This is a genomic window from Chamaesiphon sp. GL140_3_metabinner_50 (assembly GCF_025361915.1).
Classification (GTDB): domain Bacteria; phylum Cyanobacteriota; class Cyanobacteriia; order Cyanobacteriales; family Chamaesiphonaceae; genus Chamaesiphon.
The window spans coordinates 1-23327 of sequence record NZ_JANYJC010000046.1; the positions used below are offsets into that span (position 1 = coordinate 1).

Consider the following 23327-nt stretch of genomic DNA (forward strand, 5'->3'; position numbering starts at 1 on the left):
TTGCCCACACCCACGATCGGCAATGTGACTATTTCTGGCGGTTCTGGTAGATTACGCAATTCTTGAAGCACGGGTAATGCGATCGCATCTTCACCATGTCCGTTGCTGATACAGAGGAGTTTCATTAGGCTTTAGGGATTAGGCTTTAGGAAAAATTCGATCTAGTTCAAGAACAGGGGTGCCATAGATCCCTTTAAACTAGATCGAATTTTTCCTAAAGCCTAACACCTAAAGCCTAAAGCCTAAAACCTCTCCCCTCCCAAAATCCCTAAAATTACTGTACAATAAGAGAACTTGGGGCTGTAAAGGTTTCGACGTGTTGGCGAAAGCTGCACTGTGATACAGGTCGAGAGGGAGTCTACTCTCGTTAATATCGGCTCAAATAAATATAGATGCAAACAACATTGTACCTTTCGCTCGTAAAGCAGCTCCTGTAGCCGCCTAAAAAAAACTTACGATTAATTTCTAAGTCGAGCATTTATAGTATGACTCCGTTAATTACTATAACTAAACCCTCAACGGATGCTCTATTTAACCGTCTCTGGTAGGTTAAATGGCTAAGATTCATCAGAGCATCCTGCGACCTGGGATAATTGGTCACTCCCGTCTTGAGGATTAGATAGACTAGGCCTGTGAATGAGCGGAAAGTAAATACCCAGGGCGGACGGCAGTTCGACTCTGCCCAGCTCCATTAAATTCTAGACCCCGCTCGAAGTTTATCCTCCGAGCGGGGTTTATTTTTAGTAGCCACCAGCCACTATCTACAACTTAATATAGTCGCCGATAAACTTGCTAGGAATTGCCCAACTAGAATTTTTGATTTGTTCTTGCAGGAGATCGTTGACAGTCGAGCCATTTTCCAAAACTTCTGGTACATCCCAGAGCGGATTGGCATGAAGACCATTAATCCCGACTAATTCACCCGCGCGGTTGAGTACTGGCCCCCCGCTCATCCCCTTGCGAATACAGGGGTCGAAGCCGATGCCATAGCCACCAGAGATGGCGATCGGTAAAATTTGGGTCACCTGGCCGCTGACAATCTCTAGCCCCCAGGCAGCCTTAGCGGTGTCATAGGCGGCACGATCGACACCATTATTTTTATCGGCGGGGAATCCTGCCGACCAGATGCGTTCGCCAACTTTCGGGTTAGCTGCTGCTAATCTAGCCGTAGCGTAAGCGCGTCGTTCGCTGCGAAAGCGCAGAATGCTCAGATCGCGATTCTGGTTAGTGGGTGGAGCGACTAAAGCAGCGGCATAAACCTCCCCATCGTGGGTTTGCAGTTGAAATGGTGCCTTAGTCGATTGAATGACATGAGCATTGGTCACGACGGTATAAATCCGATCTTGCTTGCGAAGCAGCACCCCCGAACCAATACTTTCACCACGCGCTAAGATCTCGATCGAAATCGATCTGAGCTGTTGCCGTAATTTTTGTTCCTGAGTAACGCCTAAATCGGACACCACAAAAGATTGAGTCAAAATTGTGGGTAGTACAATCGTCAGAGCCGTCATATAAAACATTGGGAACAGGCGGAAAATCCAGGATTGCCAGGGCGGATCTCCTAAGCCTTTGGGTAACGTCTGCTGTACGGAATCGGGTGGAGTCAGCTTAGGCATTATAGATAAGATCGGCGTGAAAACCGTAAGCTTGGATATATGTATTTCACGGTTGATGTTCTAGGATAAATGATAGAGCTATTTAAATTACGATCGAGAACAAAATACATGCTAGAACTATATCAATTTGAACTATCGCACTTTTCGGAAAAAGTCAGATTGGTTCTGGACTATAAAGGGTTAGCATATCGCAAAATCGAAGTTGTGCCGGGAGTCGGACAATTCGACCTATTTCGGATCTCTGGGCAACGACAAGTGCCCGTACTCAAAGATGGCAATAAGGTTATTACCGACTCTACCGCAATTGCACTCTATCTTGACAAAACTTATCCCGATCGACCGATTATTCCGACCGACCCCCAAAAAAAAGCAACTTGTTTGCTACTAGAACAATGGGCTGATAATTCAATTGGGGTTAAAGGACGATCGATTCTGTTAGAAGGTCTCAAGAGTAGTAGCTTGCGTACCTCTATTCTACCCAGCGGCACCCCCGATATCTTCAAAAATTTAGTCGGCTCGATTCCCACAGAAGCAATCGATCTGCTAGGGTTGGGAGTAGGCTTGACCCCAGATGCGATGAGAGCGGCGAAAGCAGAGATGCACCGCTCTCTAGAATCGATTTGTATGCTACTGGCTCAAAATTCTAATGCTTATCTAACAGGCGATACTCCCACCCTAGCAGATTTGACTGTAGCCGGGTTGAGTTTGTTGCTCAAAATTCCCGAAGGGCCTTATCTGAATGTGCCGTTTAATCTGAAAGGGAAAGGGGTGCCGGGGTTTGCAGACAATCCCGACTATGATGTGTTTTTCACTTGGAGAGATAAGTTATACGCCGATTTCCGCAACCCATTTACGCCAGATATTAGTAATAATTCTGGAGCCGCACCGACCACCCCAACGACAATTGCGATCGATTAATTTGTAACGATCGATGCTCCAAACTTACCTACCGTGCATTTACAAGTTGATTGGAGATGATGCGTAGTCCTTTACCCCACCCCAGCCCTCCCCTTATACAGGGGAGGGAGCGAAAGCCCCCCCTTATAAAGGGGGGGTAAACCAACCTAAGACGAAGTCTATTGACTTGTGGATACATCGTAGCCAGCTCACACAATTAAGATTCTTCAGCCCGAATTCCGGTAAAGTACTCAGGCTCGTTACCAGGAATCCACTTAATATTACAGCCGATACTGGGGCGTTGATTGGCATCAACCTCCTTACCAGCCAGTAAAGATTCGATCGCGTGGCGCAAATCTCGTCCGGTCACTGGTTGACCATTAGAAGGACGACTATCGTCTAATTGTCCCCGATAAGCCAACTGGCGATCGCGGTCGAATAAAAAGAAATCTGGCGTACAAGCTGCCGTATAAACTTTCGCCACCACTTGAGAGGCATCGCAGCAGACCGAGAAATTAAACCCTTCAGCATGGGCTAAAGCTTGTAAATGCTCTGGCGCATCATCGGGGTATTTTTCGATGTCATTAGAGCCGATCGCAACTATTCCTACTTGCGCGCTATAATCTTTACCGAGCTGTGCCAACTGGCTCTGAACGTGTTTGACAAACGGACAGTGAACGGAAATAAACATCACTAACAAAGCTGGTTTGTCAGCAAAAGTAGCGAGCGAAATGGTTGCCCCACTGACGACATCAGTGAGGTGAAAATCTGGCGCACTAACGCCCAAAGCTAGCATTGTCGAGGCAGTTCTGACCATATTAAAGATTTTATTTAGATCGTGCGACGCTTACCAGCGTACCTTAATTAGTCATGCTGACGTTATCTCACGCCCGATGTTTTCGGCATGTAGAGCGGTACTAGCGATTGGAGCAAGCCATTAGCTGCTTTACCGTATTCTTCTAGTTCTACCAGTTGTTCGACGGCACAAGTCATACTTTCTTCAAGTTGAGAGATGGTCGGGTAAGCTTTTAAAACTTCTAATAACAAATCGTCAAGTTGATATTCTCGTAGGGCGGCGACTGATTGGCTTCCAAAGTTGAAGTCGGGTCGTAGCATCAGCGAGAGAATGATTTTTGCCCGCAGCGGATTGGTATAGCTCATGACATTCTGTCGTAAGCTAAAGGAATCGTATTCAGGAACTTGATACTCAGGATCTGGAGGTTCGGCAGTACCAAATCGACCCCCTTCGGAGAGATCTGGATCGTAATATGTTTCGTAAGCAGATTCATCGACATCCTCGTAAGTCGATTCCTGTTGCTCGAATTGCTGGCTGGGCAATGGTGCGTAAGCCCGTTCTAGTACTGATGGCACAGGCTGACTGACATAAGCTTGAGTGGGTGCAGGTGCATAAGCCCGCTCGATTGACGAGGGAATACCGTGCAAACCACTGTCTGCTTGCGTGGGTTCTGGAGCATAGGCGCGTTGGAAGGCAGAAGCCACTCCCACCGCTGAATTACTGGGTTCTGGTTCGGGTATGCGGGCGGCAGGGGGTGGCGATTGGGGTCTACCGCCATGTTCTTGACGAAATTCAGGATATAATTGCCCGATCGCTAAATAAATCACCTTAGCAATTTCGATATATTGCTTGGGTTTATTAACTGTTTTAATTAGATTTTGTAATAAGGTTCTAAATAGGTCAAGAGTATTATTTTCTCTAATTATTTGTTCGATTAGATACTGAAAGTTAATCGAGTTTAAATAATCTGTATCTTTTTCCCACCTACTGGTACACAGGCAATACAGCATTTTTTTAATGCGAACTGCTTCTTGATGTCTGTCTAGGTAGTTAACAACTTGTTGAAGTAAGTTTGGGTCATTAATCCTCATGAAGTTAACCAGTTTTTATCTAAGTTTTAGTCAAACGATGCGATCGAAGTTCTTTCTCCATCACTAAAATTGCCTGGAGAAATCATTCTAATTTGAGGTTGGGGTTGGGGAATCGATCCGAGCGATCTGAGTCTTGCCAACTTCTCATATTATTCCCCCCCAAGCTGCATCGCTAACTCATAACTCAAATTTGGCGGTTAGATTTGAGGAAACTGCTGTTATTTAGACTTTTGACGGGGTGGTTCGATCGACTTTGAGCAAATTATCACGCTCGATTTTGACGTTTAACTGGCTATCTTCGCCACCGCTGAGGGAACGGGTTACTTCGCCTAATACCAATGGTTCGGAAATTCCAGGACGTGGATGAATCACAGTTCTGGCGCGGACTTTAAGCTGTTTGTCGCTCGAACCCGACCGACCGTAAGAGTATAAATCGGCTGCTGCTTGGCGTAAAGTGGCATCTAATCCTGTTTCGGTAATCGGCGTGCGAACGGCAATCGTCGCTCGGTCGCTACCGTTATCATAAATTAAGGAGTAATGTAACGCGCCCGGAACATTAGTATGGACGATGGGCACTAAGCTCAACGCAAATAATCCCGCAGTCAGCACTCCCATAAACCCGGTCGCCCCAACGAGCCGAAATTTAAAACCCCATTTTAGGAGTAAAGCCAAGAGTGTGACTGCGCCAAAAGCCAGCGTCGCAATTCCCGACCATTGAAAGTATGTGAAGAAGTCGGCTGTTGAAATCATTGTATTAGGTGTTAGGGGATAGGGGATAGGGGGTAGGGGGTAGGGGATAGGGGATAGGGGATAGGGGATAGGGGATAGAAGAGTTTAGAATATTTGATGCTTGGAAAATTTTCAACTATCTCGAATAGTTGCTTCTCTTGCGGCTCACCTTTGGACGGGTTCCCCGTCAAAAAAGGTGAGACAAGACAGCGCAAAGAAGCGACGTTTTGGGGGAAGCTTCCCCCCAAAAGCTCGCGCCCCAAGAACGCACTTTTCGCTTTCCACTATTCCCTATTCCCTATTCCCTATTCCCTATTCCCTACTCTGCTTCATTGGTGACAAAATCGGCGAGTTTGGCGGAGCCTGTCATTAGGAGAGCGGCTCTGAGAGTATGCCAGCCGAGGTTGGCGCATTTGATCCGCACGGGGAATTGAGCGACTCCTTTCATGACATTGAGCTTGCGTTGCTCTTGAGGAAATTCAGCTTCCCCTTTCATCATGCTTTGAAAAATACTGACTAATGCTAGAGCTTCATCGATCGTTTTACCAGCGATAGCTCCCGCCATCAAATCTACCGAAGCCAGGGCAATCGCGCATCCTTCACCCTCAAATTTAACATCGGTAACGCGTTCGCCAGTAGCATCGAGTTCTAATGTTAGTTCGATCGTATCGCCACAAGATGGATTGTGCCCTTTCTGATATCGATCGATCGGATTTGTTTTACCTTTATGCTTGGGCTTTTTGTAGTGTTCGAGAATGACCTGTTGGTACAGATCTCGCAAATTGGTCGTATTCATAGCAGGTTCAACAGATCGATACTCAGATCTTTATTATCCCCGATCGCTTCTTTAGTAGCTAGTCTGCCCAAAATGGAAAAAGGGCAAAGGAAATCGAGTTCGATCCTTTACCCTTGACCCCAGCAAAATAGCCAGTTTAGAATCTAAAGAAATTTAACAGACCGTTAAAGGGCGTTAGAATCGTGCTGAAGCCGTCTCCAATCCGCGTTAGGTTATTCCGACCGATGACGATCGTATCGTTGTTCTGGAGGCGAGGATTGCTCTCTAAATCGATACCTTTGGCAAAGTTGAGCTTAATTAAGCGTTTGGTCACAGTACCATTAGGATTGAGCCGGATAAAGTCGATCTCGTTTTTGTTAGCCCGAACGTTATTGAAGCCACCCGCAAGTAAGATTGCTTGATTGAGTGTGGTATTGGAGGGGACTTCGCGACCGCCACCAGCACTACCAGCAGATTCACCGATCACGTTGATTCTGATCGTCGCGGGTGAGAAAGTCGAAGATGCGACTAAATCTACATCCTGAGCGGTAAGATTTTGAGCGACTGGAATAAAAATTCGATCGCCTTCTTGGAGAATGATATCTTGGCTGGTATCGCCTTGTTGAATCAGTTTAAACAAGTTGAGGGAGATTTTCTGTTCGCCAGAACGAGTCGTCCGAATCAATTGGACTTGACGAACATCGGCAGTAGGTTTGATGCCAGCAGCGGCTTGAATGGCATTGGTAACCGTCGGGAGCGCAACTGTACCAGTTAATTGGGTACTATTGTTAGTCGTGTTTGCAGCTCCTGTCACCGTATAGGTACCGGGGCGATTTACTTCACCGACTACCACTACTCTGGGCGGACTGATGGCTTGTGGGCCGAGGTTGGAAGCAGCAACGAGGGTGCTATTGGCACTATTAATCTCATTTGCGGTCGGTAGCAAGATGGTATCGCCATCTTGGAGAATGATATCTTGACCGAAATCTCCGGCTTTGAGCAAGTTGAGGAGGTTAATCGGTAATACTTGACCGACACCCGTCCGGGTATTCCGCCGCACTCGAATTCGGCTCAGATCTGCCGAAGCGGTACTACCCCCAGCTATTTTAATCGCTTCGGTAAGTGTGGGCGGTGTGACGCGTCCGCCGCCGCCACCACTATCGCCTTTAAGGGTGTAGGTACCTGGTTTACCAATTTCGCCCAGGATGGCAACTTTGACGGTAGCATCTTGGTTGGCGAGGTTAGAACCCGACAGGCGCAGTCGGTCTGCGGCATTTACGCCTTCGGCACGCGCAATGTAGATGGTATCGCCATCGCGGAGGGTAATGTCTTGGGAGGTATTACCCCGTTGGAGTACGTCAAAAATATTGACGATTGCTACTCTACCAGTCGCAGCGCGCCGCACTTGAACTTGGCGTAAATTGGCAGTTTGAGTAGTACCGCCAGCTAGTTGAATTGCTTGGCTGACAGTCGGGAATTTTCGGTTATCGCCTGTAAATGGCACGGTGTAAGAACCAGAGCGGGTAACTTCACCCGCAATAGCAAATTGAACGGGACGAGGAGCCAAGACGCTGATCGTGACGATCGGACGTTTGACGTAGCGAGAGAAGTAAGATGTTAGTAGGCTAGAAGCTTTTTGAACGGTCAATCCTTGAATTGGAATCGCGCCAACAACAGGCAAATTGATCGCACCATCGCCGAGAACAAAAAACTCGCCACTATATTCAGGCACGTTAAAAATGTCGATCCGCAATCTGTCACCAGGGCCGAGAGTGTAAGAATCGGCAAAACTATTGTTACTACTAAACGAAGGTGCTGCGACTCTTTTGGCAGGTTTCGCGGGAGTTTTGGCTTTAGCTGTTTTAGGAGTGATGCTAATTTTAGCGGTGAGATCTTTAACTGGAGCGGTAGGCTTACTCGCTTTGGGGGGAGCCGCCATCCCTACTGACTGGAGATTGACGATCGCGAGTACTGGTACTAACCCAACCATCAGACCTTTGTAGATATAAGTCTGCAAACTAGTAGTTTTCATAAAAAATTTATATATTTAATGGCGGTCGGTTTAATTTAATGTCTAACCATCTAGTTTAAGGCTTAGAGGTAATTCTTATCCTCAGTGTTTTATCGTACCTTCTGGCAATTGCGCTTACGAAGTTTACAGCACTTTTTTTGTAATATACATACGTTATTAGTGACGATCTGTCCTGGCTTGGACGACGTGCGGGCACAATTTGATGTTCCCAGCCAGATAGCTGGTACGAGCTGACAAGATCTCTATCTATAATTCCCAACCGGACGCTCGAAATTAGCACATGGGACGATCGATCTCGAAGTCGTGTGTTCGCCTCGCTCCGCGCAATCTCGATCCAGACTGTCTGCTGCGTCCAAGCCGATTGAGAAAAGTGTTAAATTAGTAGTAGGCAAACTATAAGTAAAAGTTCGATGTTGCCAGCTATGAAAAAAGTTGTTGTGGGACTCTCTGGAGGAGTTGATAGTTCGGTTGCTGCGGCGATTTTGTGCGAGCAAGGTTACGATGTCATCGGTCTGACGCTCTGGTTGATGCGGGGTAAAGGTCAATGTTGCTCGGAAGGAATGGTCGATGCAGCAAAAATTTGCGAACAGTTAGGGATTACTCACCAGATTGTCGATAGTCGCGATACTTTCGAGCAGTATATTATCGATTATCTCGTCGCTGGTTATGAAGCTGGTATTACGCCGTTACCCTGTTCTCAGTGCAATAAGGCGGTGAAATTTGGGCCGATGGTGGCTTATGCTAAAGCTGAATTAGGAGCCGACTATATTGCCACGGGACACTATGCCCGGATTACTTACGACGATAATTTACAACGGCATCAATTACGACGGGCGATCGACAGATCTAAAGATCAAACCTATTTTCTCTACGATCTCGAACAACATATCCTGGCTGCGACTGTATTCCCGCTGGGCGATACCCTCAAAACCCAAACGCGGGAAATTGCGGCGGGTTTGAATCTTTCTACCGCCGATAAACCCGAAAGCCAAGATCTGTGTTTAGTCGAAAAACACGGCTCGATGAAAACCTTTCTAGACAAATATATCAACGAACGTCCGGGGGAAATTGTCAATACTCAAGGAGCGATCCTCGGTCAGCATTTGGGCATCCATCATTATACGATCGGTCAACGGCGCGGGATCGGGCTTGCCGCTCCCGAACCTTTATATGTCGTCGCCTTAGATGCACTCAAAAATCGCGTCGTCGTCGGATCGCGCGAGGAAACTCATGGCAGCGAATGTACGGTCGATCGGGTAAACTGGGTATCGATTCCGCAACCAACTACGCCGATTCGGGCTGAAGTTCAGGTGCGCTATCGATCGTCAGCCGTGCCTGTGAGTGTGATTCCGCTGGCTGGGGATAAGGTTAAATTAGTATTTGACGAACCGCAATTTGGCATTACCCCCGGTCAAGCAGCCGTTTGGTACGATGGCGATATCGTCCTCGGTGGTGGTATTATCGACCCGATCGTCGTCGATTGATGAGAGTCATCAACGCAAGATGTTACAGACAAGATGCCTACGATTGTGGGTAGCAACTTGAGTTAATTAGCTGGAGGCGTGCTAGGAATCGCAGCGGGACTGGGACTAACTACTGGCGGTGGCGCACTCAAATTTCCTTGAGAGAAGAACCAAGCACCAGCACCAATCGCCGTAAATAAGGCTAACCCGACAGCTCCTAGCAATAGGTACTGTTTAGTTGTAGCTGTTGGCATAGCGATCGATCGATCTACCGGATTGTGCTGGCGATTACTTTCATCAGCACTGCTTTCGGGGCTGCTCAGTAGCAGGGTATCGGTCTGGATGTAGGTACTAGCATCGGCAGGAAAGTCTTGAAGCGTAGTATTTTGTCCGGCTTCCACTGGCTGCTTGACTTGACAATGCACTAGGGCGACAGTGGCGTTATCGTGTCCGTTATGGGTATTTGCCATATTGATCGTCCGCTGACAAGCCGTAGCCAGATCGACTTTCCCCTCTAAGACAGGTAAAATTTCGGTTTGCCAGTATTGCTCGACCCGGTCGCGATCGCTCACACCATCGGAACATAGTAAAAAGATGCACTCCTCATCGACAATCGTCCGCCGGATATTGGGATGGAGCGAACTCGAAGAATTCATTCCCAAGGCTTGATAGAGCGAACCCGAAGAACTCATCCCCAAAGCTTCTCGATACAGAATCCCACTGAGCCGCACCTCTCTAGTTGCCAAATCGTCATCTAAGGTCATTTGGTGGCAACCAGTCCGCGTAATCCGATACAGCCGAGAGTCGCCGATATGGGCGAAATAAGCCTCGTGACCGTAGATTAGGCTCATTACCATCGTCGTCCCCATTCGCTCGCGTTCGTGGCGATTTTCGCTGTCATTGAGATGACTGATCCGATCGTTAGCAATGCAGGTTGAATTCTCGATTTGGATGCTGATACTATCAGGATAGCGATTTTCGGGCTTATCGAGGACGGTTTCGATCCGGCGGTGAATGGTTTCGATCGCCAAATTAGAAGCAACTTCGCCACCTTGATGGCCGCCGACACCATCGCAGACGATCGCCAGACTCAAATCGTAGCCTGTATTTTGATACATTCCATCACCACTGGGCGGATAACAGGCATCTTCGTTCTGTTCCCGCGTCGGCCCGGTATGGGTGAGGGTAATATAATTACAGTTGAGAAATTGTTTTTGACCGACTGTTCTGAGGGCTTCATCGATCGCGGCAATTAGTTGAGTGGCGGTGGTAAATTCTTCTTTAATTAAGCGATCGACAATTTTTTCTAAGGTTTGAGCGATGCCGATCCGCGCCTGCTTTTGCCACATCTTCCAAATTTTGCCCAATTCGGCTAATTTTGGCGGCGATTCGCCATTGGGCATGAATTCGATCGTCCGCAGCAATCCGCCCTCTACTCGCAATACTTCTGGATGTAGCAATGTCCGACTCACGCCTTCGACTTCCATTGAGTCCCACAAATTGGCGATTTGCCACAGCCAATTGAGCTGACGCATCGATCCGGCGGTTTTCCAGCTTTCGCTCAGTTCTGGCATCACTTTCCCCGCCAGTGCGGCTCCTAAACCCTCGCTATAGATTGGGGCTTGTTCGAGCAACCACAAGGTACTAGTCCGTCGTCCGGAGCGATTGTAAGTTACCGAGCCATACACCTGGGGAACGTGCGGACGGTGCCCGATCAGTCGCAGGTAGGGAGTAATAAATTCGGGCACTTTCTCCACAACTTCCGGTTGCCAGCCCGGTTTGGTATCTAACAATACTCGATTGTTAACCGCGACATAGCGATTATTCGCCAGCGTCTGTCCAGCTTTCAGGCTAGAGGCATCTTCACCTACCGCCCATAAATAAACTTTAGGAATTGCCGTCCGACAGTGCGCGCAAAAATTATGACTCGCCGGATTGGGAGCCTGACATTCAGGATTTTGGCAGACTATTTTTACCGCTAGTTGATTGGTCATGGGGTTCGGGTGGATTCAGTCTGCCGATAGTTTACGCTATTATGGCAACTCAGGTGGATTGATGGGTGTGATAATGAGAAAACGATCGCGGGACTAATCTCTGGCTCTAGTAAAAATCAATTCGCATATCTTATAAATACCCATGATTGCACCTTGTCAAACACCTTTACCCCTGAAAAGTGGAGATTTGTTGCGGGTAATTGCGCCAAGTGGCAAATTACGCGATCGCGAGGCACTCGATCGAGGGATTGAAATTTGGCGAGAGCGCGGGTTTCGGGTCGAAGTAGCACCAGAGATCGAGGCGAGTTGGGGTTATCTAGCCGGAACGGATGGAACTAGACGGACTCAATTAGCAGCAGCTTGGGCAGATCCTGAGTGTCGCGGAATTTTGTGCGCGCGGGGTGGTTATGGTGGAATGCGGTTACTCGAAGATTGGCAGTGGGATCGGACGATTGAACCTAAGTGGCTGATTGGGTTTTCGGATATTACTGCTTTACTATGGAGTTTGGCACAGCAAGGAATCAGCGGAATTCATGGGCCATTACTTACTACCTTATCAGATGAACCCGATTGGTCGCGCGATCGTTTATTCGATCTGGTGGTGGGAAAACCGATCCCAGTACTACAGGGCGATGGCTGGGTGGGCAATGTGGCCCGTGGTAAATTATTACCATGCAATCTGACAGTCGCTACCCATTTGCTGGGTACGAAACTTCAACCAGACTTGACTGGGGCGATTCTAGCGATCGAAGATGTCACTGAAGCTCCCTATCGGATCGATCGTCTCCTCACCCATTGGCGGCTGACTGGGGTACTGTCCCAGGTTGCCGGAATTGCGATCGGTAGATTCAGTCAGTGCGAACCCCCAGCAGGCAGTTCTAGCTTTACAGTAGAAGAGGTGCTACGCGATCGACTGACCGATCTGAATATCCCGATCGTTGCCAATCTACCCTTCGGACACGACGGCTGTAATGCCGCACTACCAGTCGGTGTAGCTGCAATTCTCGATGGCAATACAGGCACATTAGACTTTCTACGAAAGCCAGGGGATAGGGAATAGGGAATAGGGATCGATTAATCGACAGGAATACTTAATAAACATCCTGCCAGAGTAAAAGCTGAATCATTTTTAATACTGTTTTCATCTAAAGTTCCCCCTATTTCCTATCCACTATCCACTATCCACTATTCACTATCCACATCCTAAAATTGTGACTGGACAAGAACTCAGAGAAACGATCGTTGCTAAATGGGGCTATTCCTATGATGTCCAGATGCGGAAGACTCCGAATAAAATCTATCTGCAAGTGATGTGGAAATATCAAGAACAAGCATCTTTTCCGCTCTCAGAAACCGAATATTTGGCTCATTTAGATACGGTTGCCTCTTATTTAGTGGCGATGGGTAGTGTCGCCCAAGTCCAGAAATTTATCGCCGCAACGACCGAAAAGCCTCGATTGGGTAAAGCTGTGAGTATTCTGCTCGATTTGGGCGATCGCGCATCAGAATGGATTTTGTAAGCTGCGTGAAAAATTGAGTGTGTGACGATCGAACCAATTGAAGATCGCGCAAATGTAACAAAAACATTACAATCGATCGCAAGTAGTTTTTATGTCTTATGATTGAATTAATTCGGCAGTGCCGAGGTGATGTCAACTTAGCTTAAATCGGCATGACAATCAAGCTTTACCAATTTGCTCCAGCGTTTGGGTTACCTAATACCAGTAGCTTTTGTCTCAAATTGGAAACCTATCTGCGGATGACAGATACGCCGTTTGAGTCAGTCTACACGACCGACATGGGTAAAGCACCCAAAGGCAAAATGCCTTATATCCAAGATGGCAAGATCGAGATCGGCGATTCTAACTTTATTATCAATTATCTCAAGCAAACTTACGGCGATCGACTAGATGCACACCTCACCCCATCAGAGCGAGCGATCTCCCTATCAATGCGCCGCCTGATTGAGGAAAATCTTTACTGGGTGATGGCACACAATCGCTGGATCGAGCCTGACAATTGGGAAAAGACTAAGGCGATATTTTTCAAAGATCTTCCTCCCTTGCTCCGCGCTACCGTCCCCAATATCGGGCGTAAAAACATGCAGAAACAGCTCGAAGGGCATGGAATGGGCAAACATAGCTCGGCTGAAATTTATGCCATTGGCATTGCCGATCTGACTGCGCTGTCAGATTTTCTGGCTGACAAACCGTTTTTCTTTGGTGACGAACCAACTTCGCTCGATGCATCTGCGTATGGAATATTAGCGAATATCTTAGAGACACCTTTTAATTCGCCACTTAAAGATCGAGCGCAAAAATCAAATAACATTGTCGCCTACTGCCATCGTATTCGCGATCGATATTATCCAATCTCGGCTGGCTAATAATCACTATCGGCTACGCACAGCCCTTTACATTTAATTTTGTTGGTTGCCGTTCGCAGGCAATGAGGACACAAAATTTTACTAGCTTCTGAATCTCGCTCAATTTGGTTAGTAGTATTTGCTGGTGGGTTATTTGGTTGCGGTTGGCTGTTAGAGTTCATCAGATCGAGGCGATATTTGTAAGTCACACTCTAAACAGTGTAACGAATCTTTGCGATCGGTCGCCTCAATGCCAACTAACTCAAAAATTAGGGTAGGCGCAATTTATCGATTGCGCCTACCCCAACTATTTAGATTACAAACAAGCCAAATTATTGGCTCGATTTGCCAGGGGCAAGGCTTCGCCAACGGGATAGAATCGCGCTAGGGCATTAATTAATGCTAATGGTTTCGTGATTAATAGATCTGGCTGACGATCGATTAATGCTGTCGGCGCATTAAATCCCCATCCGACAGCCACAACGCGGATTTCGATCGATCTAGCCGCTTGAATATCGCGAATCTCATCACCAATGTAAATCGCATCAGACTTAGGGCATTTATATTGCTTCAGCAGCTTGCCAATTGCCTTACCTTTGCCAAAAGTCGATGCTGTTGTCACAAATTCAAACAAATGTTCGATCTGATTTTGACCCAAGAGCGACCTAATATTTTGCTCCGCATTAGAGCTGACAATGCCCAACCTATAACCCTGCATTTTGAGCGTATTTAATAACTCAATTACGCCAGGAAATAACCTCACATTCCGTACTTCAGCCGGAAACTCTTCCTTCACTCGTTTTAATAAAAACGGCAGCTTCCATAATGCCACTTTGGAAAGCTTAATAATTTCCCACGAACTTAGATATTTAAGGCTTGCTAACTGCTCATCCCCAATCTGTGGATAGCCGAACTCTGGTGCCAAGCGATTGCTAATTCGCAGCAACGCCCCTAGGGTATCAGCTAAGGTGCCATCAAAATCAAAGATGATAAGTTTAGAATTGTTTCGCATTTGTGAGAAGCCGATGCCAGTTTTAAAATTGTAATCTAATTAACGTTCGATTGCGATCCCCAGATTATGAAGATTTGCAATTGCATTGCGCCGCCACATCGCTGGTTTAATTCTACGCAACGCAGAGGCTGTGTAGCTGCGATCCCACGCCTCATCCGTGAGCGATCCTAACTCTGTTAAAGTGCGATCGAGATTACGGGCATAAGGTTGAAAATCTGCTACATCTGTCGGCTGGGCAAATCTCTGATTCCACGGGCAAACATCTTGACAAATGTCACAACCTGCGACCCATCCTTGCAGGTTAGCAGCGATTTCTGGGGGTAAAGTTTCGGCACGGTTTTCGATCGTATGATAAGCAATACATCGATTGGCATCGACTACAAAAGGTTGAGTAATTGCGCCTGTCGGACAAGCAGAAATGCAGCGAGTACATGTGCCACAATGTTGGGCGTGAGGCTGGCTGGGAGTTAATGCCAAATCGGTGACAATTTCGCCGATAAATATCCACGAACCGTATTGACGATTGATGACATTACCATTTTTACCAATCCAGCCGATTCCGGCTGCTTGCGCCCAAAATTTATCTTGAATCGGCCCGGTATCGACGTAATAACGCGCGTTTATCCCATCGAACGATTGGCTCAACCAAGCTGTTAGTTGTTTGAGTTTTTTTGTAAGTACTTTATGATAGTCTCGACCCCACGCATAACGAGCGATTTTGCCATAAACGGGGCTGTCTGGACGTTGGTGAGGGGTGTAGTAATTAAGTGCCACCGCAATTACGGTTTTTGCCCCCGGCATGAGCTGATAGATATCCTGACGGCGCGGATCGGACATCCATGCCATATCTGCCTGATAGCCCAACGCTAACCACTCTTGCAGGCGGGTTGCTGCGGCTTGGGTAGTGAGTGGGTCTATGTTTGCAATTCCGACGGCGTGGAAGCCAATTTCACGGGCGCGAGCTTCAATCTGTTGCGCGAGATCGTTCGCGATCGCATCTTGCATTAAGACAAAGTTACTAGTTTTTTAGTGGATAGTGGATATCGAAAAGTGCGTTCTTGGGCGGATGAACCGCCCAATGTTACTGGAGAAACAAGTTAAAGGACTTGCGTGGAAATAACATCCTAGATATTTGTGGGTTTATCAAATTGCAAGCCCCTAATTACCATTCACTATCCACTATTCACTATTCACCAAATCTATCCTTTCTGATTCTGAGATTTAAACCGCCCTGCAATGAAGTCGCGGCGGGTGGCGTGTTTGGTGTTTCTCCCCGTCACGCGTTTGCGCCACATCCGAAAACTCGAAGCCTTCATCTCGCGCCGCATTAGGGCGATGACTTGCGGTTCTGACAAACCAAATTGCAATTCGATCGATTCAAATGTAGTTCGATCTTCCCATGCCATCTCTAATACTCGATCGATCGTTTCGGAATCTAATTCGGGTAATTCCATGATAATTACTTATCGTATCTAAACATCGGGTTTAAGTTCTAGCTCTAAAACCTAACCCCTTATTTAATTATGCTCGATCGAGCAACCGATTGGGCGAAGGCTTGTCGGAACCCATCCTTACGCGCTGCGGCTGGTTCGCTGGTTAATTTCCAGAGCGTTTCATAGAAAAAGAATGATACCCCAGCTAAACCTTCTTTGCGAACGGCGGCGATTTGAGTTTGAATTTGTTGCATCGGGATGGGCTTGGGTTTGACACCAGTTAAAATACCAATTCCAACGGGGATATGTTGACTGGCAAGTTTAACTTCTGGCTTTTGCAGTTCGCCAACAAATGTTGATAATTTATCGCGATATACTTGAATTAATAATTCTTCTACTAAGCCTTGACGTTCCCATTTTGCCCAGTCTTGGAGAAAGAAGCTTTTGGCAAAGATTTGAGGGTTGGGAGAAATTGAGACAATCGCTTTAGGATTTTTTGCTTTAATTGCTGTAAACAAATCGCGCATTAACAGTGTAATTTTATCAGCACGCCAGTTAATCCATGCTTCATTTTTAAAATCTTTGGGTGGAAGTTGTCCCTGATGTTCGCTCTTATATAAATTAACGGTAAATGAATCGTAGCCAAATTCGGAAGGTAAGCCAAAGTGATCGTCGAATTGGATGCCATCGACATCATATTTACCAACTGCTTCGACGACTAGATCGATGATAAATTTTTTTACTTCTGGTTTAAATGGGTTAAGCCATACACGCGGATCTTTACCTTCTTTCCAGATTGTGCCACCATCTTGTTTTTGAGTCAGCCAATCGGGATGGAGCTTGGCAAAATCGGAACCAGCCGGATCGGTAGCTGCGGGTAACATAAAGCCAAATTCAAACCAGGGAATTACTGCTAAACCATTTTTATGTCCTTGTGTAACCAGCTCTTGCATGACATCTCGTCGTTCTAAACCTTCATTTTTATTCAGTGTTCGACCGATTAAGATTCCTGCCGATTTTTTGGGCATAAAACTGCTACCGACAATCTTTTTAGCAACCTTACTCGGATAAGTTGTATATCCCCAATTCCAGGCAACTGGATAGATAGTATTGAAATTTAGCGATCGCAAATCTTTAATGGCCGTTGCCAATCGATCGCGAGTAAACAACACATCGCTATCAACATTTGTAATCCACACGCCGCGAATTTCTCTAGCTGCTTTAGTTGGCAAAGATTGAGATAACGATATCGTTGGAATTATTAGGGAAAACATTAGCCCAATAACGATACATAATCCCAACCAAGATTTTCGTTTTAACATATATATCTGTAGATTTATAAGATTAGCTTAGATTTGTCTATCGATACCTTTCTTCCCAGAAATTGTCCAGTGTAGCTCTGAAGATTGAGTCAAACTCAATCGATCTAACCCTACTCGATCGAGCAAATCTCTAACTTCGGCAAGTGTGAGTGCAGCTTTAAGCGAATCATGAAATAGCTGCTGTTGATGCGTGTCATAATCTTTACCTAGCTTGGCAACTATACTGTTGACAATTAAATCGGTTTCTGGTCTAATTAAATCGCGAATTAAAATCGATCCATCGGGTTTTACTAACCTTTTAATCTCTCCGAACAAGGAAAATGGATCGGGTAAGTGATGGACTAAACTATTAGAAACTACCATATCAAACTCTAGATCTGGGTATGGCATCCGTTTAGAATCTACCCGCTCCAATCTAATCCGTTGAGTTAATGCTGCTGCTGCTAGATTTTGCTGACCGATAATTAGCATCGATTGTGCCAAATCTATGCCTGTAATTAAATATTGAGGTCGTTGCTGACACATTAAAATGGGAATTCTGGCGGTACCAGTACCAATATCCAGAATTTTAACAGCGTATGGATCTAAAGCGATCGCATCGGTAGTAAATGCGGTATTCACAGCTAGAAAATCCATCGCATCATAAGCTGTTGCTTCTAGCCAAGTATCCATGACTTCTGGTTCGAGTATTCTATCCATAAGTTTCGATGTCGTATCTAATCGCAGTAGGCTAGTTTTATTTTATGCTATTGCATGACTCGTGTAAAATTAAATAATTATTATCGATCGCGCTTGGGTTAAGTCAAATTAGTAGTTATGAAGTTACGCTGGATATTAATAACTGTTTTAATTATTACCTACTCGATTGGTTATGCAGCTTTTGGAATAAATCTACTTCTAAGCTCCCAGATAAAAGCTAGAAATCTACATTTGGAGCAAACTAATTCGATCGGACAAAATTGGATGATAAATTTAGAAAAGCGCGATGATTCTCGACTTAAAATTCTGTTGCCGCTCTATATTTACCCAAACTGGTACGATCGAGATAAATATTTATGGAAACAGGTAATAGCCGCTGCTAAAAAAGTAACAATCGTCGCAATTATTAATCCTAATAATGGCCCAGATCGCGCACCGCCAAATACTGATTATCAACAAGGAATTAAAGATTTACATCAAGCCGGAATCGAGATGGTTGGTTATGTGCCAAGTAATTACACCACCAGAGATCTACAAGCTGTAAAAGCTGATATCGACCTTTATATTAAATACTTTCACATCGATGGTATCTTTATCGATGAGATGAGTAGCGATCGCGACAAAATAGATTATTATCACCAATTATATCGATACATTAGATCTAAATCGCCACAATATCTGACGATCGTCAATCCGGGGACAATTGTAGATGAAACTTATATCAGCCAACCAGTTGCCGATCTGATAGTATTGCTGGAAAACAATCGCCAAGCCTGGGAAAATTATCGCCCGCCAGCATACACAAAAAAGTATTCACCCCAACATTTTGCAGCATTAATACATACCACGTCTAATCGAAAATTAATGAAGAATATTCTCGATCGTACTAAAAAAGATCGATTCGGTTATATCTACATAACTAACGATAGCACTACCACCGCCGACCAGAATCCCTGGGATAGTTTACCCGAATACTGGCAAGCGCAGGTTAATTATATCCATCAACTAAATAAGGCGGGGAGTAAGAAGTAAAGAGTAAAGAGTGGGCTTACTTCTAAAGCCCGACAACTATTCCCTATTCCCTATCCCCTAAACTAAGGATGAATAGAGCCATCGGGCATTGTCGCGCCAGTTAAATTCGTACCATCTAACTTGGCACCATCTAAATTGGCATTTTGAAGATTGGCATTAACTAAATTTGCATTAGTTAAATCGGCACCTGTCAAATTTGCTCCTCTCAAATCTACTTGCTGAAACTCAGTAAATTTAAGGTCGGCATTCGAGAGATTGGCATCGCGCAAGATAGAGCCTTTAAAATTAGCATAGACTAACTTACTCTTAGTTAAATTGGCACCTGCTAAATTTGCACCGACGATCTGGGCACCATAGAGAGCAGCTTGCTGAAGGTTAGCTTTACTGAGATTAGCTCCAGTTAAATCGGCATCTTGAAAAATTGCCAATGCCAGGTTAGTACCAGTAAAATTTGTGCCCTTAAAGCTAGATTGGGGGACGACAGCCCCAGCGAGATCTGCTTGTGAAAAATCTTGACGATCGAGATTACAAGTCAGGCAACGTTTATCTTTAAGTAATTTACCGCGATCGGTTGCTGCAAATTCGGCTTGTTTGGTAAGGGAATTATTTTTAGCAATTTGAGCGGGACTGAGTTCGTCGCTTTCTGGGAATAAAAATGGATATACGATCGCACCCAAACCAACGATAATGGCGATACCGATGCCCCAACCCCACCAGTTAAGCTTGCGTTTGGGTTCTGTAAGTTTAAATCCCGTTTGTTCGAGAGCTTCTTCTGGAACTAAATCGGGAGTCGAACGCCTTGCTGTAAATGTATTGAGATGTTCTGGGCGATAGTTTGACTCGACCATTCTTTCTAGCCAAGCAATTAATTGTGGATCGGTGCTTGGCGGTAATAAGTGTCGAAAATTTAGCCGATGATTAACATCGAATAAGTGCTGGGCTTGTGATGTAGAGGTACCCGTTAGCATACAAATTAAAGACATGCCCAAATTGTAGAGATCGAGTGCTGGACTCAACCGCTGCTCGACGCGATCGGAGTGTGGATCTAAGCTAAGATCGACTAGATATATCTCTAATCCTGCCTCGGTGTTAACAATGATATTTTCTGGCTTGATATTGTGATGAACGACGATCGGAACTAGTTGATGGAGATCTTTAAGAATTTTTAAGACGACATCAGCTACTAATTTAATATCTGATGGTGGTAGCGTCCCTAGCTCTGCAAGCGATACTCCAGGCTGATATTCACGGACGACACAAAATCCAGTTGGAGTTTGGAAGGAATTTAGGTAGCAGGCGATATTAAGATGGTTGAATTGTAGTAACCGCCCGATTTCTGGTAAGTAATCTGCATAACTTACGCCCGTGCCAGTCTGAGGTGATATTTGCCACTGTTTGATGACTACCACTCGATCGCGTAGCATCGCCTCAGGCGAATCGATTTCGATTTCTCGTGCTAAATAAGTTGCCACTCCCCGCTCGTTACGCTCAGACAATCGCTTTTCTACCCTATAGCCATCGGTGCTGAAGTCAGGTAGATTATTATCGATCGTTGGCGTAGCCTCTCCAGAGGAGAATCGATCGGCAAATCCGGCATTAGCGGCAACGTTATCTGAGTCGTTCATAGCTGTTAGCCTTCAGGCTATAGAAGTTTTTCCACTCTAGTTTATTACCATTGGCAGTGGCTTCCATCATCCGGCGCAATTTTTTACCCAGAAAGTCAAGTTACTACGCCGATCGATCTTGGCTAAATTAGAGTGGATAGTGAATAGTGAGTATGTTTTCCGCCTCCCACACTCCCCACACTCCTTACTTCTTACTCTCTTACTCCTTACTCCCCTACCCCTTACCCTCGATGCTACTGTCCCTTCGCATTCATAACTTCACCCTCATTGATGAGCTAGAGCTAGAATTTGGAGCGGGGTTAAATGTGTTGACAGGCGAGACTGGTGCGGGAAAATCGATTATTCTAGATGCGATCGATCTGGTACTCGGCGGTAAAGCAACAGTGCGGATGATTCGGACGGGAACGACAAAAGCCACGATCGAAGGTACCTTTAAGATGACCGATCGAGTCAGGCAATGGCTAACCGATCGCGAATTCGATCTTCCCGATGATACCGTCATTTGCAGTCGCGAATTGAGCGCGCAGGGTGGCAATTTGCGATCGCGACTGCGCGTCAATGGGGCAATTTGCAATCGCCAGCTCATTCAGGAATTACGGGAACTGTCGATCGAAATTACCGCGCAAGGGCAAACAGTTTTACTCACCGATCCCACCCACCAGCGCGAATTACTAGACTTATACGGCGGTAAAAAACTCATCCAGCAGCGAGAAGCGATTGCGATCGCCTATAGTAAATACCAACAAGTCCATCGCCAGTGGCTCGATCGACAGCAAAACGAACAGCAGCGACTCCAGCGACTCGACTTACTTCAGTATCAAGCCGAAGAACTCGATCGAGTTTGCCTCACCACTCCCGACGAACTCATCGATCTCGAAACCGAACGCCAACGCCTCAGCCACGTCGTCGATCTTCAGCAGCAGAGTTACGCTGTCTATCAACTACTCTACCAAAATGATACGGGCGGAGCGATCGCCGTTGCCGATTTATTAGGCAAAGCCGAAGCTACCCTAATTGGGATGGCAGGCATCGATTCCAGCCTTCAACCCACCCTCGATCTCGTCAGCCTCGCCCTCACTCAAGTTACCGAAGCCGGACGCGATATTAACTATTATGGCGACTCCCTCGAAGCAGATCCCGATCGATTACTAGAAATTGAAGAACGGATTCGGACATTAAAGCTAATCTGCCGCAAATATGGCCCCAGCCTGACGGAAGCGAACATGCTTTGGCTATTCAAACAGAACTAACCCAGCTTACAGGGGCAGGAATATCCCTCGAAGAGCTAGAACGCGAAGCTGGAGAATTACAACTCGAACTAGATAACACCTGTCAACAACTAACCACCCTCCGCCATCAAGCCGCGATCGATCTCGAACGCCACCTGATTGGCGAACTCAAGCCGTTGGCGATGGATAAAGTTAAATTTAAAGTCGAAATTACGCCCCAAACCCCCACTCTCACAGGTGCCGATCGCATTATCTATCAATTTAGCCCCAATCCTGGCGAACCCCTGCAACCGATCGCCGCTACCGCCTCCGGTGGGGAAATGAGCCGTTTTCTACTCGCGCTCAAAGCTTGTTTCTCGAATAACGGTGGCGCAGGAACCTTAATTTTCGATGAAATCGATGCGGGTGTATCGGGCAAAGTCGCCCAATCGATCGCGGGTAAACTCCACCACCTCAGCCAGTCTCAGCAAGTCTTATGCGTTACCCACCAGCCCCTAATCGCCGCAATGGCCGATCGTCATTTTCGGGTCATTAAAGAAACCAATGGCGCGTCAACCGCCACCGAAATCGAACGCACGATCGTCAGAATTGAAGAACTCCATTCTCAACAGCAACGCCGCGACGAAATCGCCCAAATCGCAGGCGGACAATCGGCACAAGAAGCCATCTCTTTTGCCTCGTCGTTATTATCTCAAGCCACTAGTACTAAGAAGGCTGTTAAGCAGCGTGGTAAGTAAGATGGGAGATGGGAGTAAGGAGTAAGAAGTAAGGAGTAAGAAGTAAGAAGTAAGGAGTAAGAAGTAAGAAGTAAGGAGTAAGAAGTAAGGAGTAAGAAGTAAGGAGTAAGAAGTAAGAAGTAAGAAGTAAGAAGTAAGAAGTAGGGAGTTAATTTAGTGGTGTTGAATACTTTTACTTTTAAGCATTACAGATTGACAAATCCCGATCGAAGCCATCCTTGGAATGTAGTAACACCCACCTCAATGCCAACTAATTAACCCTTACGCAGGGGAGTTTGAGGGGGCGGCGATTTGCGCACGCCTTTGTCTCCCGACGGTTTAGCAAATCAAGACAGCGTTCCGCTCCTCAACGGGGGGGCTGGGGGTCGGTACCCCCAGATCCGGGTTCTGCCCCCACGAGGAAAATCGATAGCCCAGGCGCTGTCCAGGGCACTCAAGATCAACTCAGCTCTGACAGACTTCGGCTTGACTGGCAACTCA

General features: G+C 46.2%; 20 protein-coding genes, 1 other RNA gene and 1 pseudogene. 8 read left to right on the forward strand and 14 right to left on the reverse strand.

All coding sequences use genetic code 11. The annotated features are described in order from the left end of the window. Positions 1 to 296 precede the first annotated feature (296 nt). Positions 297 to 694: a transfer-messenger RNA gene (ssrA, locus tag Q0R35_RS02260) on the forward strand. 67 nt (positions 695 to 761) lie between these two features. Here ssrA and Q0R35_RS02265 read toward each other — a convergent pair. Then, positions 762 to 1616, reverse strand: a complete 855-nt coding sequence (locus tag Q0R35_RS02265) for a serine protease (protein WP_295614041.1) — start codon at positions 1614 to 1616, stop codon at positions 762 to 764. A 108-nt stretch (positions 1617 to 1724) separates the two neighbouring features. Here Q0R35_RS02265 and Q0R35_RS02270 point away from each other — a divergent pair, with 108 nt between their 5' ends. After that, on the forward strand, positions 1725 to 2534 hold the full coding sequence (locus Q0R35_RS02270) for a glutathione S-transferase family protein (protein WP_295614043.1): 810 nt from the start codon (positions 1725 to 1727) through the stop codon (positions 2532 to 2534). 196 nt (positions 2535 to 2730) lie between these two features. Here the strand turns inward: Q0R35_RS02270 and Q0R35_RS02275 are convergent, their stop codons facing one another. The 5 genes from Q0R35_RS02275 to Q0R35_RS02295 form a co-directional block, all read right to left on the reverse strand. Beyond that, complete coding sequence (locus Q0R35_RS02275; RefSeq protein WP_295614045.1) at positions 2731 to 3330, reverse strand: thioredoxin family protein; 600 nt, start codon at positions 3328 to 3330, stop codon at positions 2731 to 2733. 62 nt (positions 3331 to 3392) lie between these two features. Then, positions 3393 to 4400: a hypothetical protein gene (locus Q0R35_RS02280; RefSeq protein ID WP_295614047.1), complete on the reverse strand. Its 1008-nt coding sequence runs from the start codon at positions 4398 to 4400 to the stop codon at positions 3393 to 3395. 222 nt (positions 4401 to 4622) lie between these two features. Beyond that, positions 4623 to 5150: a Ycf51 family protein gene (locus Q0R35_RS02285; protein WP_295614049.1), complete on the reverse strand. Its 528-nt coding sequence runs from the start codon at positions 5148 to 5150 to the stop codon at positions 4623 to 4625. 298 nt (positions 5151 to 5448) lie between these two features. After that, positions 5449 to 5925, reverse strand: a complete 477-nt coding sequence (gene sufU / locus Q0R35_RS02290) for a Fe-S cluster assembly sulfur transfer protein SufU (protein ID WP_295614051.1) — start codon at positions 5923 to 5925, stop codon at positions 5449 to 5451. Between the two features lie 136 nt (positions 5926 to 6061). Further along, a complete protein-coding gene (locus tag Q0R35_RS02295; protein ID WP_295614053.1) occupies positions 6062 to 7936 on the reverse strand; it encodes an SLBB domain-containing protein in 1875 nt (624 codons plus the stop codon). Between the two features lie 422 nt (positions 7937 to 8358). Here Q0R35_RS02295 and mnmA point away from each other — a divergent pair, with 422 nt between their 5' ends. Beyond that, the gene (gene mnmA / locus Q0R35_RS02300; RefSeq protein ID WP_295614055.1) at positions 8359 to 9420 is read left to right on the forward strand and encodes a tRNA 2-thiouridine(34) synthase MnmA; all 1062 of its coding nucleotides are present in this window, start codon (positions 8359 to 8361) and stop codon (positions 9418 to 9420) included. 62 nt (positions 9421 to 9482) lie between these two features. On the opposite strand, the gene Q0R35_RS02305 is transcribed toward mnmA, so the two are convergent. After that, entirely contained in the window at positions 9483 to 11393 is a 1911-nt protein-coding gene (locus Q0R35_RS02305) for a protein phosphatase 2C domain-containing protein (protein WP_295614057.1), read from the reverse strand. Between the two features lie 142 nt (positions 11394 to 11535). Here Q0R35_RS02305 and Q0R35_RS02310 point away from each other — a divergent pair, with 142 nt between their 5' ends. From Q0R35_RS02310 to Q0R35_RS02320, 3 genes are all read left to right on the forward strand, one after another. Next, positions 11536 to 12453 carry an LD-carboxypeptidase gene (locus Q0R35_RS02310; protein WP_295614059.1) on the forward strand — a complete coding sequence of 306 codons (918 nt, stop codon included), beginning with the start codon at positions 11536 to 11538 and terminating at the stop codon, positions 12451 to 12453. A 151-nt stretch (positions 12454 to 12604) separates the two neighbouring features. Continuing rightward, the gene (locus tag Q0R35_RS02315; protein ID WP_295614061.1) at positions 12605 to 12913 is read left to right on the forward strand and encodes a DUF3067 family protein; all 309 of its coding nucleotides are present in this window, start codon (positions 12605 to 12607) and stop codon (positions 12911 to 12913) included. Between the two features lie 152 nt (positions 12914 to 13065). Next, positions 13066 to 13779 carry a glutathione S-transferase family protein gene (locus tag Q0R35_RS02320; protein WP_295614063.1) on the forward strand — a complete coding sequence of 238 codons (714 nt, stop codon included), beginning with the start codon at positions 13066 to 13068 and terminating at the stop codon, positions 13777 to 13779. Here the strand turns inward: Q0R35_RS02320 and Q0R35_RS02325 are convergent. From Q0R35_RS02325 to Q0R35_RS02350, 6 genes are all read right to left on the reverse strand, one after another. After that, positions 13776 to 13967: a hypothetical protein gene (locus Q0R35_RS02325; RefSeq protein ID WP_295614065.1), complete on the reverse strand. Its 192-nt coding sequence runs from the start codon at positions 13965 to 13967 to the stop codon at positions 13776 to 13778. The two genes, Q0R35_RS02320 and Q0R35_RS02325, sit on opposite strands and share 4 nt — an antisense overlap. Before the next feature lie 107 nt (positions 13968 to 14074). Next, positions 14075 to 14770 (reverse strand): HAD-IA family hydrolase, encoded by a 696-nt coding sequence (locus Q0R35_RS02330; protein ID WP_295614067.1) that lies wholly within the window; start codon positions 14768 to 14770, stop codon positions 14075 to 14077. A 39-nt stretch (positions 14771 to 14809) separates the two neighbouring features. Beyond that, positions 14810 to 15775: a tRNA epoxyqueuosine(34) reductase QueG gene (gene queG, locus Q0R35_RS02335; RefSeq protein WP_295614069.1), complete on the reverse strand. Its 966-nt coding sequence runs from the start codon at positions 15773 to 15775 to the stop codon at positions 14810 to 14812. A 194-nt stretch (positions 15776 to 15969) separates the two neighbouring features. Beyond that, positions 15970 to 16224, reverse strand: a complete 255-nt coding sequence (locus Q0R35_RS02340) for a TIGR03643 family protein (RefSeq protein WP_295614071.1) — start codon at positions 16222 to 16224, stop codon at positions 15970 to 15972. A gap of 59 nt (positions 16225 to 16283) precedes the next feature. Further along, positions 16284 to 17525, reverse strand: coding sequence for a glycoside hydrolase family 10 protein (locus Q0R35_RS02345; protein ID WP_295614073.1), 1242 nt, complete (start codon positions 17523 to 17525; stop codon positions 16284 to 16286). Positions 17526 to 17552: 27 nt separating this feature from the next. Next, positions 17553 to 18224 carry a class I SAM-dependent methyltransferase gene (locus tag Q0R35_RS02350; protein ID WP_295614076.1) on the reverse strand — a complete coding sequence of 224 codons (672 nt, stop codon included), beginning with the start codon at positions 18222 to 18224 and terminating at the stop codon, positions 17553 to 17555. 264 nt (positions 18225 to 18488) lie between these two features. On the opposite strand from Q0R35_RS02350, the gene Q0R35_RS02355 reads away from it, so the two are divergent. After that, entirely contained in the window at positions 18489 to 19256 is a 768-nt protein-coding gene (locus Q0R35_RS02355) for a spherulation-specific family 4 protein (RefSeq protein ID WP_295614077.1), read from the forward strand. A 62-nt stretch (positions 19257 to 19318) separates the two neighbouring features. On the opposite strand, the gene Q0R35_RS02360 is transcribed toward Q0R35_RS02355, so the two are convergent. Beyond that, positions 19319 to 20881 carry a pentapeptide repeat-containing protein gene (locus tag Q0R35_RS02360; RefSeq protein WP_295614080.1) on the reverse strand — a complete coding sequence of 521 codons (1563 nt, stop codon included), beginning with the start codon at positions 20879 to 20881 and terminating at the stop codon, positions 19319 to 19321. Positions 20882 to 21111: 230 nt separating this feature from the next. Here Q0R35_RS02360 and recN point away from each other — a divergent pair. After that, positions 21112 to 22847, forward strand: a pseudogene (gene recN / locus Q0R35_RS02365) (DNA repair protein RecN). The last annotated feature ends 480 nt before the right edge of the window (positions 22848 to 23327 follow it).